The organism is Janthinobacterium sp. SUN137 (genome assembly GCF_030587265.1).
GTDB classification, from domain to species: Bacteria; Pseudomonadota; Gammaproteobacteria; order Burkholderiales; family Burkholderiaceae_D; genus Janthinobacterium; species Janthinobacterium kumbetense.
In genome coordinates this window covers 1022385-1036459 of the sequence record NZ_JAPWHZ010000001.1, presented here as the reverse complement: position 1 = coordinate 1036459, position 14075 = coordinate 1022385, and the positions used below count along the sequence as shown (strand labels likewise).

The following is a 14075-nucleotide window of genomic DNA, read 5'->3' as shown; positions in this document are numbered from 1 at the left end:
AATTCTGGGAAGGGCATACAGGGCCCGAGTGGTCAATCCGAGCCATGTTATGCAAGCGTTTGCACGCTGTCAAGGCTGGATTGTACTTAAGAGTGTCAAAACCGCTTTGGGAAACGGCTTTATCTTAATGCAAGCGTTTGCTCGGTTTTTGACGGAATGGGGAATTTTTACGATAAAATCACGGTATTGCGATCCGGGAAGCCCATGACAAACAAGAACCCCACCTTAAGCGACGTCGCGCGGGCCAGTGGCGTGCACTTTTCCACCGTTTCACGCGTGATGAACCCGGCAACGCGGCAAATGGTCAGCGCCGAGGTGGCCGCGCGCGTGCTGGCCGAAGCAGGCCGGCTCGGTTACCGGCCGAACCGCGCCGCCTCCACCCTCGTCACGCGCAAGTCGCGCATCATCGGCGTGGTTTTGCCCGACATTACCAACGCGGTTTTTCCGCCGATTCTTCTGGGCATCGAGGAAGGCTTGCGCAAGCATGGCTACCTGGCCATCGTCGCCAATGTCGGCGCCGACGAGGAAGAGCAGCTGTTCGTCATCAACCGCCTGCTGGGGCAGCAGGTCGATGGCCTGATTTTGGCTACCGCACGGCGCGACGATCCCGTCATCAAGATGTGCATCGACCAGAATGTGCCGGTGGTGACCGTCAACCGCAGCGACGAGACGGGCGTCGCTTCCTGCGTCGTCAGCGACGACGTGGTCGGCATGCGTCTGGCCGTGGAACACTTGCTGGCGCTGGGCCACCGGCATATCGCGCATATTGCCGGCCCGGAAAACCTGTCCACGGGCCACGTGCGCCGCCTCGGTTTCCTGGCCGCCATCCAGGCCAGCGAACTCGATCCCTCGCAAGCCTTCGTGTTTGAAAGCAGCGGCTATTCGCGCGAATGCGGCAAGGCAGCCCTGCTGGAGCTGCTGCGCCAATCGCCGCGGACGACGGCCGTGGTGACGGGCAGCGACCTGGTGGCCCTCGGCTGCTACGACGCCATCCGCGAACTGGGCTTGAGCTGCCCTGAAGATATTTCCGTGGTGGGGCACAACGACATGCCCTACATGGACATGATCCGCCCGCCCCTGACTACCATCCGCATCCGCCACCACGGCATCGGCACGGAAGCGGCCCGGCTGATCCTGCAAACCATCGATTCGCCCGACTCCGCCGTGCTCGACGTGCGCCTGAAACCCGAGCTGGTGGTGCGCGAATCGACGGCCGCTCCCCGGGGCTGAGGCCGCGCCTGGGGCCGCGCCGCTGCAAGGTGGTACACTGGCGCCCCTCAACGTATTTTGCCCCTCTATCGCCATGACCAAAACCAACACGCCTTCCCCGAAACGCCGCGAAGAGGGTGTCGCCAAGCTGACCGTCAATCCCTTCCTCGATGCCGAGTTTTACGCGCGCATGCGCGACTACACGGAGCGCGATGCGGCCATCATCAAGGAATTGAAGGCGATCGCCGAGATTCGCGCCGGCAACAAGCAGCCCGACCCCCGCCTGGCGCCGTCGCTGGAAGCCCTGCGCAGCACCGTCAAAAAAGGCTTGAGCTTTGGCGAGATGCTGGAGCGCATGGCCGCCGGCAAGGAAAAAGGCTTGTGGGAGCCGTGGATGACGACCTTCGGCATTGAAATTCGCGCCGTCAACTACGGCACCGGCCCACGCAACGCCTGCCTGGTGCTGGACCTGGCCGCGAATGCCCCCGCGCACGCCATGTTCGCCAAGGCGGGCATCCAGAACTGGCGCAGCCTGGCCGCCGACGACTGCTCCGTCGTGCGCTCGGAAAAGGCGACGGAAACCACGCCCTTGAAAGTGTATGCCGTGTTTTATCTGGATCCGTTGCCAGCCTGATCCGCCAGCAGCACCAGCGCCAGCACGATCAGCACCACGCCCGACAGCCGTTCCAGCGACGGCAGCGCGCGCGCAAAGCGCTGCCGCAGGGCGGCGCTGCCGATGGCCAGCGCCACCGCCATATCCCACGCCAGCACGGCAAAGACCATCCACGCGCCATACGCCACCATCGCAATGGGACTCGTCTGCCTGGCGGCCAGCACGGTGGCCAGGCTGACATAGAACAGCGCATTCTTCGGGTTCAGGATGGCGGAGACAAACCCCATCGCGACACCGCCGCGCCAGCGCGCCTTGCCGGTGGCGGGCTTTGCCTCCAGGCTGCTCTTGCCCGCATGGCGCAGGAACAGCCAGCCCAAGTACAGCAGATAGGCGCATCCCGCCAGCCGCACCAGCATGAATGCCGTGCTGCCCGCCCGCAGCACCGATAGTCCCCCAAACGCCGCCACGATAAACACCGCATTGGCCACGGTAATGCCCATGCACGTGCCGGCGGCGCCGCGCCAGCCGTGGGCCAGCGAGGTGCGCGCGATCAGGAAAAAATCGGGACCTGGCGACAGCAGGGAAAGAAAGTGGGCGGCGGCGATGAAGAGAAAATCCTGCATGGAGTTTGGCTCCGGCAATGGCGATGCGCGAGTATGCCGGGGCTGGCGACAGCCTGTATTGAAGAAAATTGCAGGCGTTCTAGCTGCCCTGGCCGCGATAGCGCCCCGGCGTGATACCCGCATGCGCCTTGAACACGCGCTGCAGGTGGCTCTGGTCGGCAAAGCCGAGCTCATGCGCCAGTTGCGCCAACGCCGTCCCGGCCTGCAAGCGGCTGCGCGCGCGGTTGACGTGCATATTCAGCTGGTAGGCATGCGGCGTCAGGCCCGTGGCGGCGCGAAAGGCGCGGATCAATTGATACTGGCTCAGGCTTGCTGCCTCCGCCAGTTGCCGCAGGCTGGCCGAGGGCAGCGCCTGCAGCGTTGCGAGCACGGGCGCCAGCTGCTGCGGCAGCGGCTTGCGTTCCGAAGGCAGCAGATCCGCACAGGCGCTGGTGCAGGCGACCAGAAACGCCAGCAGCGCCGCATTTTTCTCCACCGCGCTGACCGTTGAAAACAGCAGCGTATTCATGGCGCAAAACTGCGCGTACAGCAGCGGGCACTGCAACACCGCCGCCGTATCGCCATCGAGCGCCGGCGCGTGTGCCTGCAGCCATTGCGCATCGAGATGCAGCATCTGATAGCTCCACAGGGCGTCAGGCAGGGGATTGCAGGCGTGTACGCAGCCGGCCGGCACCAGCACCAGGCTGCCATTGCCGAGTGCGACCTTGCCGTCTTTGCTGCCCGTGAAGATGCTGCCGCCAGAGTCGACGGCGCCGATGGAAAACGTGGGATGGCTGTGGGGCTTGTAGCAAGCCCGGCTGTGGCAGGCGCGCCGGCTCTCCACGTGAGGGAGAGACGGGTCGCGCCAGAAGGCGGTGGTGCCCGGCATGACTACATCAGGATCACGTCGTACTGCTCCTGGTGGTAGGCATTCTCCACCTGCAGCGAAATTTTCTTGCCGATGAAATCGCCCAGCATGGCCAGGTGCTGCGATTCTTCCTCGAGGAATAAATCCACGACTTCCTGCGAGGCGAGGATGCGAAATTCGCGCGGGTTGAATTGTTTCGCTTCGCGTAGCAGTTCGCGCAGGATTTCATAGCAGATCGTGCGCGAGGTCTTGACTTGTCCCTTGCCGGCGCAGGCCGGGCACGGTTCGCACAGGATATGGGCCAGCGATTCGCGCGTGCGCTTGCGCGTCATTTCCACCAGGCCCAGCGGCGAGAAATTGCTCACCGAGACCTTGGTGCGGTCGCGCGACAGGGTGCGTTTCAGTTCGGCCAGCACGGCGTTGCGGTGCTCGGCGTTGTCCATGTCGATGAAGTCGAGGATGATGATGCCGCCCAGATTGCGCAGGCGCAGCTGGCGCGCGATGGCGTGCGCCGCTTCCAGGTTGGTCTTGAAAATCGTGTCGGCAAAATTGCGTCCGCCGACGAAGCCGCCCGTGTTGACGTCGATGGTGGTCATCGCTTCCGTCTGGTCGACGATCAGGTAGCCGCCCGATTTCAGGTCGACCCGGCGGCCCAGGGCGCGCAGGATTTCCTCTTCCACGCCGTACAGGTCGAACAGGGGGCGCTCGCCCGTGTAGTGCTGCAGGCGCGTCAGTTCGCTGGGCGTGTAGATTTCCGCGAATTCGCGCAATTTCACGTAGTTTTCGCGTGAATCGACCTGGATGGTGGCCGTTTCATCGCCGACGAAGTCGCGCAGCACGCGTTGGGCCAGGCTCAAGTCCTGGTGCAGCAGGCTGGTGGCGGGGCGCGTGCGCGCACCGTGCGTGATCGTGCTCCAGGTTTTTCTCAGGTAGTCGACGTCCGCCTTCAAGTCCGCGTCGGACGCGTCTTCAGCCATGGTGCGCACGATGTAGCCGCCCTTTTCATCGGTGGGCAGCAGGCTTTGCAGGCGCACGCGCAGCTGCTCGCGCTCCGCTTCCTTCTCGATCTTCTGCGAGATGCCGATGTGCTTGTCCTGCGGCAGGTACACCAGCATGCGCCCGGCGATGGAAATCTGCGTCGACAGGCGCGCGCCCTTGGTGCCGATCGGGTCCTTGATTACCTGTACCGTCAGTACCTGGCCGTCAAACAGGATTTTCTCGATGGGCGCCGGCGTGGCGTTCTGGCCGTCGTGGCCGCGCGCTTCCCAGATGTCGGCCACGTGCAGAAAGGCGGCCCGTTCCAGGCCGATGTCGATGAAGGCCGACTGCATGCCCGGCAATACGCGCACCACTTTGCCGGAATACACATTGCCGGCCAGGCCGCGCGTGAGCGTGCGCTCGATGTGCAATTCCTGCACGGCGCCCTGCAGGATGAGGGCGACGCGCGTTTCTTGCGGCGTGATATTGATCAGGATGTCTTCGTTCATGGAGGCGCGGGAGTGGAGGCAACGAATGACATCATACCCGATCAGGGCAGGGGCAAACCTGCCAGTCGTAGCAACTGTGCAGTTTCGTACAGGGGCAGGCCCATGATGCCGGAATGGCTGCCTTCGATGTGCTCGACGAACAGCGCGGCGCTGCCCTGGATGCCATAGCCGCCGGCCTTGTCGTACGGTTCCGGCGTGGCGCAATACGCGGCGATCGAGGCGGGCGACAGCACGCCGAAGCGCACTTGCGAAATCTGCGTACGCTGCTCGGCGACATCCTTGTAGTGCACGGCGATCGAGGTGAGCACCTCGTGCGTGCGGCCTGACAGCTGCTGCAGCATGGCCACGGCCTCGGCCCGGTCGGCCGGCTTGCCGAGGATGACGCCGTCGATGGTGACGGTGGTGTCGGCCGCCAGCACGGGGCGCGGCGTCAGGTGGCGGCGGCGCACCAGGTCCCAGGCGAAGGCGGCTTTTTCATTCGCCACGCGGGCCACATAGTCGAGCGCCGACTCGCCGGGGAAGACTTCCTCGGTGACGTCGGCGCCGCGCGGGCCGTCGCTGCGCAGCAGCAGCAACTCGAAATCGACGCCGATCTGGCGCAGCAGTTCGCGCCGGCGCGGGCTTTTGGAGGCGAGATAGATCTTGTTGTCGGCCGGTTTCATGGGGGAGTTCAGACGCGGTGGTAGGGGTGGTTTTGCGTGATCGACCAGGCGCGGTACAGCTGCTCGGCGAGGATTACGCGCACCACGCCGTGCGGCAGGGTCATGCTGGAAATGCGCAGCATGCCTTCGGCACGTGCCTTGAGTTGCGGATCGAGGCCGTCGGCGCCGCCGATCAGGAAGGCCGTGTCGCGGCCATCCTGCTGCCACGCCATCAGCTGCTGCGACAGGCCGACGCTGGTCAGGTCCTTGCCGCGTTCGTCGAGGGCGATGATGCGCACGCCCTTGGGCAGGACGGCTTCGATGCGTTCGCGTTCCAGCGCCATCGCCGTGGCGGCGGTCTTGCTGCCGGAACGCTCCACCGGCTTGATTTCTTTCAGCACGATGCGCAATTCCGGCGGCATGCGCTTCGCGTATTCCGCGAAGCCCGTCTCTATCCAGGCCGGCATTTTATGGCCGACCGCAGCGATGATGAGCTGCATCGAGGCTTACGCTTCGACTTTTTTGATACGCTTGATCACGGTTTTTGCCGGTGCAGCATCGGCTGCCGGCTTGGCCGCGCGTGGGGCGCGCACTTTTTTCTCCGGCAGCGCTTTCAGGGCTTTCACTGCGGCCGCTTCGGTCTTGGTTGGCGCGACTTTCACGGTCTTGCCGACGGCTTTGGAAGCAGTGGCTTTTTTCGCCGGGGCTTTCTTGGCGGCGGTGGTTGCCGCAGCTTTCTTGGCAGGCGCCTTTTTCTCGATCACGGGCGTCGCTTCCACATTGGCTTTGCTTGCTGCCAGATGGCCGCTGACCTTTTTCGGTTCGTCGCCGGCCGCTTTTTTCGGCGCGCGCTTGGCGGCACCCAGCTTGACCGGGGTGTCGCCCCAGATTTCTTCCAGGCGGTAGTAGGCGCGGATAGGCGCTTGCATGATGTGGACGATCATGTCGCCCAGATCGACCAGCACCCATTCACCGGTGTCCTCGCCTTCCATGCCGATGATGTCGCCGCCGGCATCCTTGACCTTGTTGCGCACCGAGGCGGCCAGCGCCTTGGTTTGACGGTTCGAGGTACCGGAAACGATCGCGATGCGGTCGAACAGGCTGGTCAGGTGACTCGTTTCGAAGACGGCGATGTCTTGGCCTTTGACGTCTTCAAGGGCGTCAACGACGAGGGTTTGCAGTTTTTTGATGTCCATTTAGCTTTTGTATAAATTATGTTGTTCAATATAGTCTAGCACTAGCGGGGAAACAAGCGGGTTTGCCCGATTCCCCCGTTGTAATGCCGCACGTATTTCGGTGGCGGAGATATCCACCGCGAAGTCCTGTGCCAGATAAGTCAGACCGTGCGGCGTGTTGCGGATGCTTTCCAGTGACCCCAGGCGGCGCGAAAATTCTTCGGCGACCACTTGCGGCACTGCGGTGTCATTCAGCGCGAAGCCGGGGCGGGCCGCGACGCAGATATGCGCGTATTCAAATAATTGCTGCCATTCGCGCCATGTCGCGAGCCGCTGCAGCTGGTCTGCGCCCATCAGGAAAACGATGGAAGCGCGCGGGCCCAGCTCGGCGCGTACCTGGCGCAAGGTATCGATGGTGTAGCTGGCCTGGCCATGTTCGCTGCGCGCGATTTCCTGGCGGTCGATCACGACCGGCAGGGGCAGGCCGGCAAACGCCAGGCCGGCCATTTCGGCACGCTGCTGGCCCGTGGCGCCAAGCTTGCTTTTTTGCCAGGGCGCGCCTGCCGGAATCACGCGCAGTTCATCGGCGTGCAGCAGGCTGGAAAAATGCGTGCCCAGCGCGACATGCCCCATATGCACCGGATCGTAGCTGCCACCGAGCAGCGCCACGCATGCCCTGCTACCTGGGTTCACGCCTTCAGCCAGTCGCGATGCACGAGGAAGTCAGTATACAACGCCGCTTCGGGACTGCCCGCTTCCGGGTGCCAGTCGTAGCGCCACTTGACCACGGGCGGCATCGACATCAGGATCGCCTCGGTGCGTCCGCCCGACTGCAGGCCGAACAGGGTGCCGCGGTCGAACACCAGGTTGAACTCGACATAGCGTCCGCGCCGGTAGCACTGGAAGTCGCGTTCGCGTTCGCCGTAGGGCGTGTCCTTGCGGCGCGCCAGGATCGGCACATAGGCGTCGATGAAGGCGTCGCCGGCGCTGCGCATCATCGCAAAGCTGTCGTCAAAGCCCAGGGCATTGAAGTCGTCGAAGAAAATACCACCCGCGCCGCGCGCTTCGCGCCGGTGCTTCAGGTAGAAGTAATCGTCGCACCACTGCTTGAACTTCGGATGCAGTTCCTCGCCAAACGGCGCCAGCGCGTCATGGCACACCTGGTGAAAGTGCTTCACGTCGCCCGCGTCGCCATAATACGGCGTCAGGTCCATGCCGCCGCCGAACCACCATACGGGTTCGCCATCGGCATTCACGGTGGTGAAGAAACGCACATTCATGTGCACCGTGGGCGCATACGGATTACGCGGATGCAGCACCAGCGACACGCCCATCGCTTCCCACGCCTTGCCACCGAGTTCAGGGCGCGCGGCCGCTGCCGATGGCGGCAGTGCGGCGCCGGTGACGTGCGAAAAATTCACGCCGCCACGCTCGAACACATTGCCTTCCTCGATCAGCCGCGAAATGCCGCCGCCGCCCTCGGGGCGCTGCCAGGCGTCGGTCAGGAAGGGCTTGCCGTCCTGCGCTTCGAGCGCCTGCACGATACGGCTTTGCAAATCGAGCAAATAGGCCTTGACGGCCGAAGGAGAGGGAGTTGACGACATCGCGTGGGCCGACGAGGCCGAAATAAAAAAGTAAGGACGGATTGTACCCTGTTACGCGTTTTTGTGATAGGGCGGCGCTTGCGCTGTGCGTTTGTGTTGTGGATCAGCGTGCCGGTGGCGTGGCATCGTCCTGCACCACCGTGATGGACAGGTCCGCGCCGGCGCCGGGCAGGCGCGCGCTTTCCACGGCGTGCACGGCGCGCTGCTGCAAGTCGGGCCGCTCGACGCCCTGCCCGGTGACGGGGGCTGCGGCGGGGGAGGGTGCCTGCCAGGAGACGATGGCGCGGCCGGCAAAGGCCAGTACCAGAACCAGCAGCGCGGCCATCACCCACGTTCCCGGGCGCGCATAGGCGGGGCGTTCCCGGCGGGCCTGGCGCGCGGTGCCATCGACGATGATGCGGCTCAGCTCCGAGCCGTGCTGGCGCGTGCGCAGTAGCTCGAATTGCTGCGCCGTCAAGGTGCCTTGCCGGAGCATCTCGCGCAGTGCGTCAATCGGCGAGGCGAGCAGGCGCTTCTCCGGCAGGCTGGCGTGGGCGGCATCGCGCTGCCACTGGTTGATCAGGTCTTCGTCGTACAGGGTGTCGATGGCCTGGCCGTTGACCAGCTTTAGCGCGTCGGCGGCCAGTTGCTGGCGCTCGAGCAGGGCTTCGCCGCCATGCCGGCGCGGCAGATCCTGTATGCGTCGCAGGAAGTCGTCCTGTGGCAGCAGGTCAGTGCGCAGCAGCCATGCCAGGGCCTCGGCGGGACCGGCGCCGGCGGCCAGTCGTGGCATGTCGACGTCGTCTTCCTCGTCCAGGGCGAGGATTTCCAGTTCGGCGATGGCGTCGTCGAGTTCATTGTCCGTGATCAGGCGGAGTTGGCGAACCTGAGCGAGGGCGGGATGGACGTGGCTGGTCATGGGCTGTAACTTTGTCTGAAAGGCAAAATCTTAGCGCAAGGTCCGTTTTCCCGGCGCGCCAATCAAAACAGGGCCGGGGCGGATGCATTCCGCGCCGGCCCTGCCGTTTGCCGCCTGTGGCGTGCTTAGTGCTTCAGGCCGCGCCAGCCGATGTCGCGGCGGTACTGCGCGCCGTCGAAATGGATTTTTTCCACGGTTTCATACGCTTGTTTCTGCGCCATCTTGATGCTGTCGCCCAGGCCCACCACGCACAGCACGCGGCCGCCGTTGGTCACCAGGCGTTCGCCCTCGATGCGGGTGCCGGCATGGAAGGTGACGGAATCATGCGTTTCGGCCGGGATGTCGCCGATGGACGTGCCCTTGACGGGATCGTCCGGGTAGCCGGCGGCGGCCATCACCACGCCGACGGCCGTGCGGCGGTCCCATTCCAGTTCCACGGCGTCGAGCGTACCGTTGACGGCGTGCTCCATGACGGTCACCAGGTCGGTCTTCAGGCGCGCCATGATGGGCTGCGTTTCCGGGTCGCCCATGCGGCAGTTGAATTCCAGGGTCTTCGGCGTGCCTTTGTCGTCGATCATCAGGCCCGCATACAGGAAGCCCGTGAACGTGATGCCGTCCTTGGCCATGCCCTGGATGGTCGGCACGATGATTTCGCGCATGACGCGCGCATGCATGGCCGGCGTGACGATGGGTGCCGGCGAATACGCGCCCATGCCACCCGTGTTCGGGCCCTGGTCATGGTCTTTCAGGCGTTTGTGGTCCTGGCTGGTGGCCAGCGGCAGGATGTTCTTGCCGTCGCACATGACGATGAAGCTCGCTTCTTCGCCGGCGAGGAATTCCTCGATGACGATGCGCGCGCCGGCGTCGCCGAACTGGTTATCGGACAGCATCATGTCGACCGCCTGATGCGCTTCTTCCAGGGTCATGGCAACGACGACGCCCTTGCCGGCGGCCAGGCCGTCGGCCTTGATGACGATCGGCGCGCCGATGGCGTCGACATAGGCGTGCGCGGGAGCGACGTCGGAGAAGGTCTGGTAAGCGGCTGTCGGGATGCCGTGGCGCTGCATGAAGGCCTTGGCGAAGTCCTTCGACGATTCCAGCTGTGCCGCTTCTTTCGTCGGGCCGAAGATTTTCAGGCCGCGCGAGCGGAACAGGTTGACGATGCCCGCTGCCAGCGGCACTTCCGGGCCGACGACCGTCAGGCCGATGTGTTCCTGTTGAACGAAGTCGGCCAGCAATTGCGGGTCGCTGATGTCGAGATTGACCAGGCGCGCATCGCGCGCGGTGCCGCCGTTGCCCGGCGCAACATACACCATCTGTATGCGTTCGGACTGGGCCAGTTTCCAGGCCAGGGCGTGTTCGCGGCCGCCAGAGCCGACTACCAGAATTTTCATAGGAACCGTTCGTTCAGTGTGGGTTGCAGGGCGGCAGTGCCGCCCTTGTTTAACATATTGCCTGGCACGCGGTAAAAATGTTCAGGGCAAGGCGCATGGCCGAAGACAGTACGGCTAGTACGGCGAGGCCATGCAACGCCGCCATGGACTTTTTTACCCCGTGCCTAGTTTTCGATCAGGGCGTTCGTAAATACTTCCTGCACGTCGTCCAGTAGCTCCAGCGCATCGATCAGCTTTTGCATCTTGATGGCGTCGTCGCCCGTGTAGACGGTTCCCGTCGCCGGTTTCATGATGACTTCGGCCACTTCGGCCTTGAAGCCGGCCGCTTCCAGCGCTTCCTTGACGGCGGCGAAATCATGCACGGGAGTGACCACTTCGAAGCCGCCCTCTTCATCGGCGATGACGTCGTCGGCGCCCGCTTCCAGGGCCGCTTCCATCAGCTTGTCTTCATCGGTGCCTGGCGCGAACAGCAGCTGGCCGCAGTGCTGGAACATGAAGGCGACCGAGCCTTCGTTGCCCATGTTGCCGCCATTCTTGTTGAAGGCGTTGCGTACCTCGGCCACCGTGCGCACCTTGTTGTCGGTCATGCATTCGACGATGACGGCCGCGCCGCCCACGCCGTAGCCTTCGTAGCGCACTTCTTCATAGTTGGCGCCATCGACGCCGCCGCTGCCGCGGTTGATCGCGCGCTGGACGTTGTCTTTTGGCATGTTCGCATCGGCGGCCTTGTCGACGGCCAGGCGCAGGCGCGGATTGGTGATGGCGTCGGCGCCGCCCATGCGGGCCGCGACCGTGATTTCCTTGATCAGGCGCGTCCAGATTTTGCCGCGCTTGGCATCGGTGGCAGCCTTTTTATGCTTGATATTGGCCCATTTGCTATGTCCTGCCATGTCGAATCTTCCTTAGACGGGTGTTCAATTGTGGCCGACATTTTAGCATATCGGCCCCCTGCGAAGCGGCGCGGCCCCGTCATCAGGATGACACAATCTGTTGCTAAAGTGACGCGCTTTCACCATATCGAGGGCGCGACATCATGGCAAGTCAAATGGACAGGCGGCAATTTCTGAAATTGGGCGGCTTTATTACCGTCTCCGTGGCCACTGTCGGCCTCGCCGCCTGCGGCAGCACCGATTACAGCGATCCTGGCGTGCCGCTGGCCTCGGGCAGCGACTGGAAATTCCCGCAAAGCGTGGCTTCGGGCGACCCGCGCGCCGACAGCGCCATGCTGTGGACGCGCGTCGTGCCAGCCAGTTTCGACGCCGTCGCGCCCGCCGTGGCCGGCAAGGAAGAGGTTGCCGTGCGCCTGATCGTCAGCGCCAGCGACAATACGGCCGCCCTGGGCGGCAATACGGCCCTGGCCGGCACGCCCATCGTCGATGCGAAATTGCCGCTGAAAGCCGATTTCGACAATACCGTGCGCCACAAGGTGACGGGCTTGCAGCCGGGTCAGGTGTATTTTTACCAATTCATCGCCGGCGACGTGCGCTCGAACGTGGGCCGCTTCAAGACGGCGCCCGCCGCGACCAGTGACGTTGCCCAGCTGCAATTTGCTTACCTGACGTGCCAGGACTGGAGCATCAACCACTGGGGGGCGCTGTCGCACATCGCCGCCAACGAATCGCTCGATTTTATCGTCCACCTGGGCGATTACATCTATGAAACGGTGGGCGAGGCCTTCCAGAGCGGCGCCGTGGAAAGCCGCCACGACCAGCTAAAATTGCCTGACGGCACGTATAAAAGCGGCACGTCCGGCGCCAAATACGCGACTACCGTGGCCGATTACCGCTACCTGTACAAGAAATACCGCACCGATGCGCGTCTGCAAGCCGTGCACGAGCGTTTTGCCTTCATCGCCATCTGGGATGACCACGAATTCACGGACGACGCCTGGCAGGATGCGTCCACCTATGAAGGCATCGTGGCGGCCGACGGCAGCGATTTGCACCAGCCGGCCCGTCGCCGCAGCGCCAACCAGGCCTGGTTCGAATACATGCCGGCCGACGTCACGTTCGACGCGGCCGCGACAACGTTCCAGAATATCCAGATTTACCGCGATTTCCAGTTCGGCAAACTGATGCAGCTGGTGATGACGGACGAGCGCCTGTACCGTGCCGACCATGCGATCGCCGAGTCGACCATCAATCCCGCCACGGGCAAGCCGCTGGGCAGCATCGGCAGCCGCTACCTGGTGCCGCAAGCGCTGTTCGACAGCGTGGAAGGGCAGAAAATGGCGGCCGCCACCAAGGCCGGCGCCGATCCGCTGGCGGCAGTGGGCATGCTGGGCAGCACGCAGCGCGACTGGTGGAAGGGCAAGATGAAGGCGGCCACGTCCACTTGGAAGCTGTGGGGCAATGAAGTGTCCTTGCTGCGCATGGGCTTGAATGGCACGGATGCGATCGCCACCCTGCTGGCCCTGAGCGCCACGGCTAACGTGGGTAAAGCCATCGCCAGCACCCTGCCATTGGTGGGCGGCAGCGTGCCGCTGGCCTGCGCCATCGTGGCCGCTTCGACGGCAGGCGCATCGTCAAGCGTGGCGCAGGCCGCCGCCATGGCGATTGCCGGCGCCGCAGCGAACGCCGGCGCGCAGGGCGCCGCTGCCGTGGGCGCCGGTTTGAGCGCGGCCCAGGCCGGCATCACGGTGGCTGCCTACAACAGCGGCTCGCCGGCCGCCGCCGCGCAAGTGATCGCCTTCGGCTGGATCAAGCCCGACGTACAGGCCAAGGGCGCCGCATCGAGCTTTGTCGCCGCTTCCGGCCAGCAAGCCGCGCTGACGCCATTCTTCACACGCTTCCTGCTCAATTGCGACCAGTGGGATGGCTACAACAGCGAGCGCAAGAACCTGATGGCGCACCTGAAAACCAATGCCATCGGCAACGTGGTGGCCATCACGGGCGATATCCACTCGTTTTTTGCGGGCACGGTCAGCGACGATTTCGACGCGGCCGGCGGCGGCACGCCCGTCATGGTGGACCTGGTGTCGGCTGGCGTCAGCTCCGATTCCTTCTTCAGCTACCTGAAGTCGGCCGCCGGCAGCATGGGCGATATCGGTACCCTCGTCAGCTATCCGCTGGCCATTCCCGTCACGGGCCTGGGCACGGTCAATCTCGACATCAACCTGCTCGATTACACCATGGGCAAGGTGGCGCCCACCGTCGACAGCCTGCTGGAGCAATTGCGCGTGCAATTGCGCGGCGCCCTGGCTGCCAAGGGTGTGCCGGAAGCCCAGCTGGACGCGACTGTCGCTGCCGTGCAGGCTGGCTTGAAAGCGAGCACTGACTTCAGTGCAACCCTGCTGGGCCTGGCGCAGCAATTGTCCGGCCTGGGCAACAACCCGTGGATCAAGCATTTGAATACGGATGCGCAGGGCTACACGGTGGTCACCTTGACGCCGGGCAAGCTGGTGGCGCAGTTCAAGCAGGTGAATAAACTGGTCGGTACGGCGGCGCCGTCGAACGTGATTGCGCGCGTGACGACGGCGACGGTGACAGCGGGTGCGGCGGCGGTGGTGGTCTCTTAATCCGCCGCGGGTTTTATTCGGGGCCAGACGGGGACGCCGAGTCCCGCCGCGTCTGGCCCCGGCTTTT

14 protein-coding genes are annotated in these 14075 nt (G+C 64.1%); 3 read left to right on the top strand and 11 right to left on the bottom strand.

The features are described 5' to 3' along the window. Positions 1-204 precede the first annotated feature (204 nt). Complete coding sequence (locus O3298_RS04710; protein WP_099666682.1) at positions 205-1230, top strand: LacI family DNA-binding transcriptional regulator; 1026 nt, start codon at positions 205-207, stop codon at positions 1228-1230. Positions 1231-1303: 73 nt separating this feature from the next. After that, a complete protein-coding gene (locus O3298_RS04705) occupies positions 1304-1843 on the top strand; it encodes a hypothetical protein (RefSeq protein WP_305058625.1) in 540 nt (179 codons plus the stop codon). Here the strand turns inward: O3298_RS04705 and O3298_RS04700 are convergent. From O3298_RS04700 to O3298_RS04650, 11 genes are all read right to left on the bottom strand, one after another. Next, entirely contained in the window at positions 1819-2445 is a 627-nt protein-coding gene (locus O3298_RS04700) for a LysE family translocator (protein ID WP_305058624.1), read from the bottom strand. The two genes, O3298_RS04705 and O3298_RS04700, sit on opposite strands and share 25 nt — an antisense overlap. A 79-nt stretch (positions 2446-2524) precedes the next feature. Then, positions 2525-3313, bottom strand: a complete 789-nt coding sequence (locus O3298_RS04695; RefSeq protein ID WP_305058623.1) for an AraC family transcriptional regulator — start codon at positions 3311-3313, stop codon at positions 2525-2527. A 2-nt stretch (positions 3314-3315) separates the two neighbouring features. Next, positions 3316-4779: a ribonuclease G gene (gene rng / locus O3298_RS04690; protein ID WP_099666686.1), complete on the bottom strand. Its 1464-nt coding sequence runs from the start codon at positions 4777-4779 to the stop codon at positions 3316-3318. A 41-nt stretch (positions 4780-4820) separates the two neighbouring features. Then, a complete protein-coding gene (locus O3298_RS04685; RefSeq protein WP_289917063.1) occupies positions 4821-5441 on the bottom strand; it encodes a nucleoside triphosphate pyrophosphatase in 621 nt (206 codons plus the stop codon). A gap of 8 nt (positions 5442-5449) precedes the next feature. Beyond that, on the bottom strand, positions 5450-5920 hold the full coding sequence (rlmH, locus tag O3298_RS04680; protein ID WP_034747108.1) for a 23S rRNA (pseudouridine(1915)-N(3))-methyltransferase RlmH: 471 nt from the start codon (positions 5918-5920) through the stop codon (positions 5450-5452). Positions 5921-5926: 6 nt separating this feature from the next. Continuing rightward, positions 5927-6616, bottom strand: coding sequence for a ribosome silencing factor (gene rsfS / locus O3298_RS04675; protein WP_289903725.1), 690 nt, complete (start codon positions 6614-6616; stop codon positions 5927-5929). Then, positions 6617-7264, bottom strand: coding sequence for a nicotinate (nicotinamide) nucleotide adenylyltransferase (gene nadD / locus O3298_RS04670; protein WP_257218867.1), 648 nt, complete (start codon positions 7262-7264; stop codon positions 6617-6619). Between the two features lie 20 nt (positions 7265-7284). After that, positions 7285-8199: an oxygen-dependent coproporphyrinogen oxidase gene (gene hemF, locus O3298_RS04665; RefSeq protein WP_289911344.1), complete on the bottom strand. Its 915-nt coding sequence runs from the start codon at positions 8197-8199 to the stop codon at positions 7285-7287. A gap of 103 nt (positions 8200-8302) precedes the next feature. After that, the gene (locus O3298_RS04660; protein ID WP_305058622.1) at positions 8303-9097 is read right to left on the bottom strand and encodes a hypothetical protein; all 795 of its coding nucleotides are present in this window, start codon (positions 9095-9097) and stop codon (positions 8303-8305) included. 125 nt (positions 9098-9222) lie between these two features. Continuing rightward, entirely contained in the window at positions 9223-10491 is a 1269-nt protein-coding gene (gene purD, locus O3298_RS04655; protein WP_289917055.1) for a phosphoribosylamine--glycine ligase, read from the bottom strand. 164 nt (positions 10492-10655) lie between these two features. After that, positions 10656-11381: a YebC/PmpR family DNA-binding transcriptional regulator gene (locus O3298_RS04650; protein WP_305058621.1), complete on the bottom strand. Its 726-nt coding sequence runs from the start codon at positions 11379-11381 to the stop codon at positions 10656-10658. A 155-nt stretch (positions 11382-11536) separates the two neighbouring features. Between O3298_RS04650 and O3298_RS04645 the strand changes: the two genes are divergently transcribed. Beyond that, positions 11537-14008: an alkaline phosphatase gene (locus tag O3298_RS04645; RefSeq protein WP_305058620.1), complete on the top strand. Its 2472-nt coding sequence runs from the start codon at positions 11537-11539 to the stop codon at positions 14006-14008. Positions 14009-14075: the final 67 nt, after the last annotated feature.

Bases quoted from the DNA above. Each gene is read 5' to 3' on its own strand.
- O3298_RS04685 (WP_289917063.1), bottom strand. From the start codon at position 5,441: ATGAAACCGGCCGACAACAAGATCTATCTCGCCTCCAAAAGCCCGCGC.
- rlmH (WP_034747108.1), bottom strand. From the start codon at position 5,920: ATGCAGCTCATCATCGCTGCGGTCGGCCATAAAATGCCGGCCTGGATA.
- rsfS (WP_289903725.1), bottom strand. From the start codon at position 6,616: ATGGACATCAAAAAACTGCAAACCCTCGTCGTTGACGCCCTTGAAGAC.
- O3298_RS04705 (WP_305058625.1), top strand. From the start codon at position 1,304: ATGACCAAAACCAACACGCCTTCCCCGAAACGCCGCGAAGAGGGTGTC.
- O3298_RS04650 (WP_305058621.1), bottom strand. From the start codon at position 11,381: ATGGCAGGACATAGCAAATGGGCCAATATCAAGCATAAAAAGGCTGCC.
- O3298_RS04695 (WP_305058623.1), bottom strand. From the start codon at position 3,313: ATGCCGGGCACCACCGCCTTCTGGCGCGACCCGTCTCTCCCTCACGTG.
- O3298_RS04645 (WP_305058620.1), top strand. From the start codon at position 11,537: ATGGACAGGCGGCAATTTCTGAAATTGGGCGGCTTTATTACCGTCTCC.
- purD (WP_289917055.1), bottom strand. From the start codon at position 10,491: ATGAAAATTCTGGTAGTCGGCTCTGGCGGCCGCGAACACGCCCTGGCC.
- hemF (WP_289911344.1), bottom strand. From the start codon at position 8,199: ATGTCGTCAACTCCCTCTCCTTCGGCCGTCAAGGCCTATTTGCTCGAT.
- O3298_RS04700 (WP_305058624.1), bottom strand. From the start codon at position 2,445: ATGCAGGATTTTCTCTTCATCGCCGCCGCCCACTTTCTTTCCCTGCTG.
- O3298_RS04710 (WP_099666682.1), top strand. From the start codon at position 205: ATGACAAACAAGAACCCCACCTTAAGCGACGTCGCGCGGGCCAGTGGC.
- rng (WP_099666686.1), bottom strand. From the start codon at position 4,779: ATGAACGAAGACATCCTGATCAATATCACGCCGCAAGAAACGCGCGTC.
- O3298_RS04660 (WP_305058622.1), bottom strand. From the start codon at position 9,097: ATGACCAGCCACGTCCATCCCGCCCTCGCTCAGGTTCGCCAACTCCGC.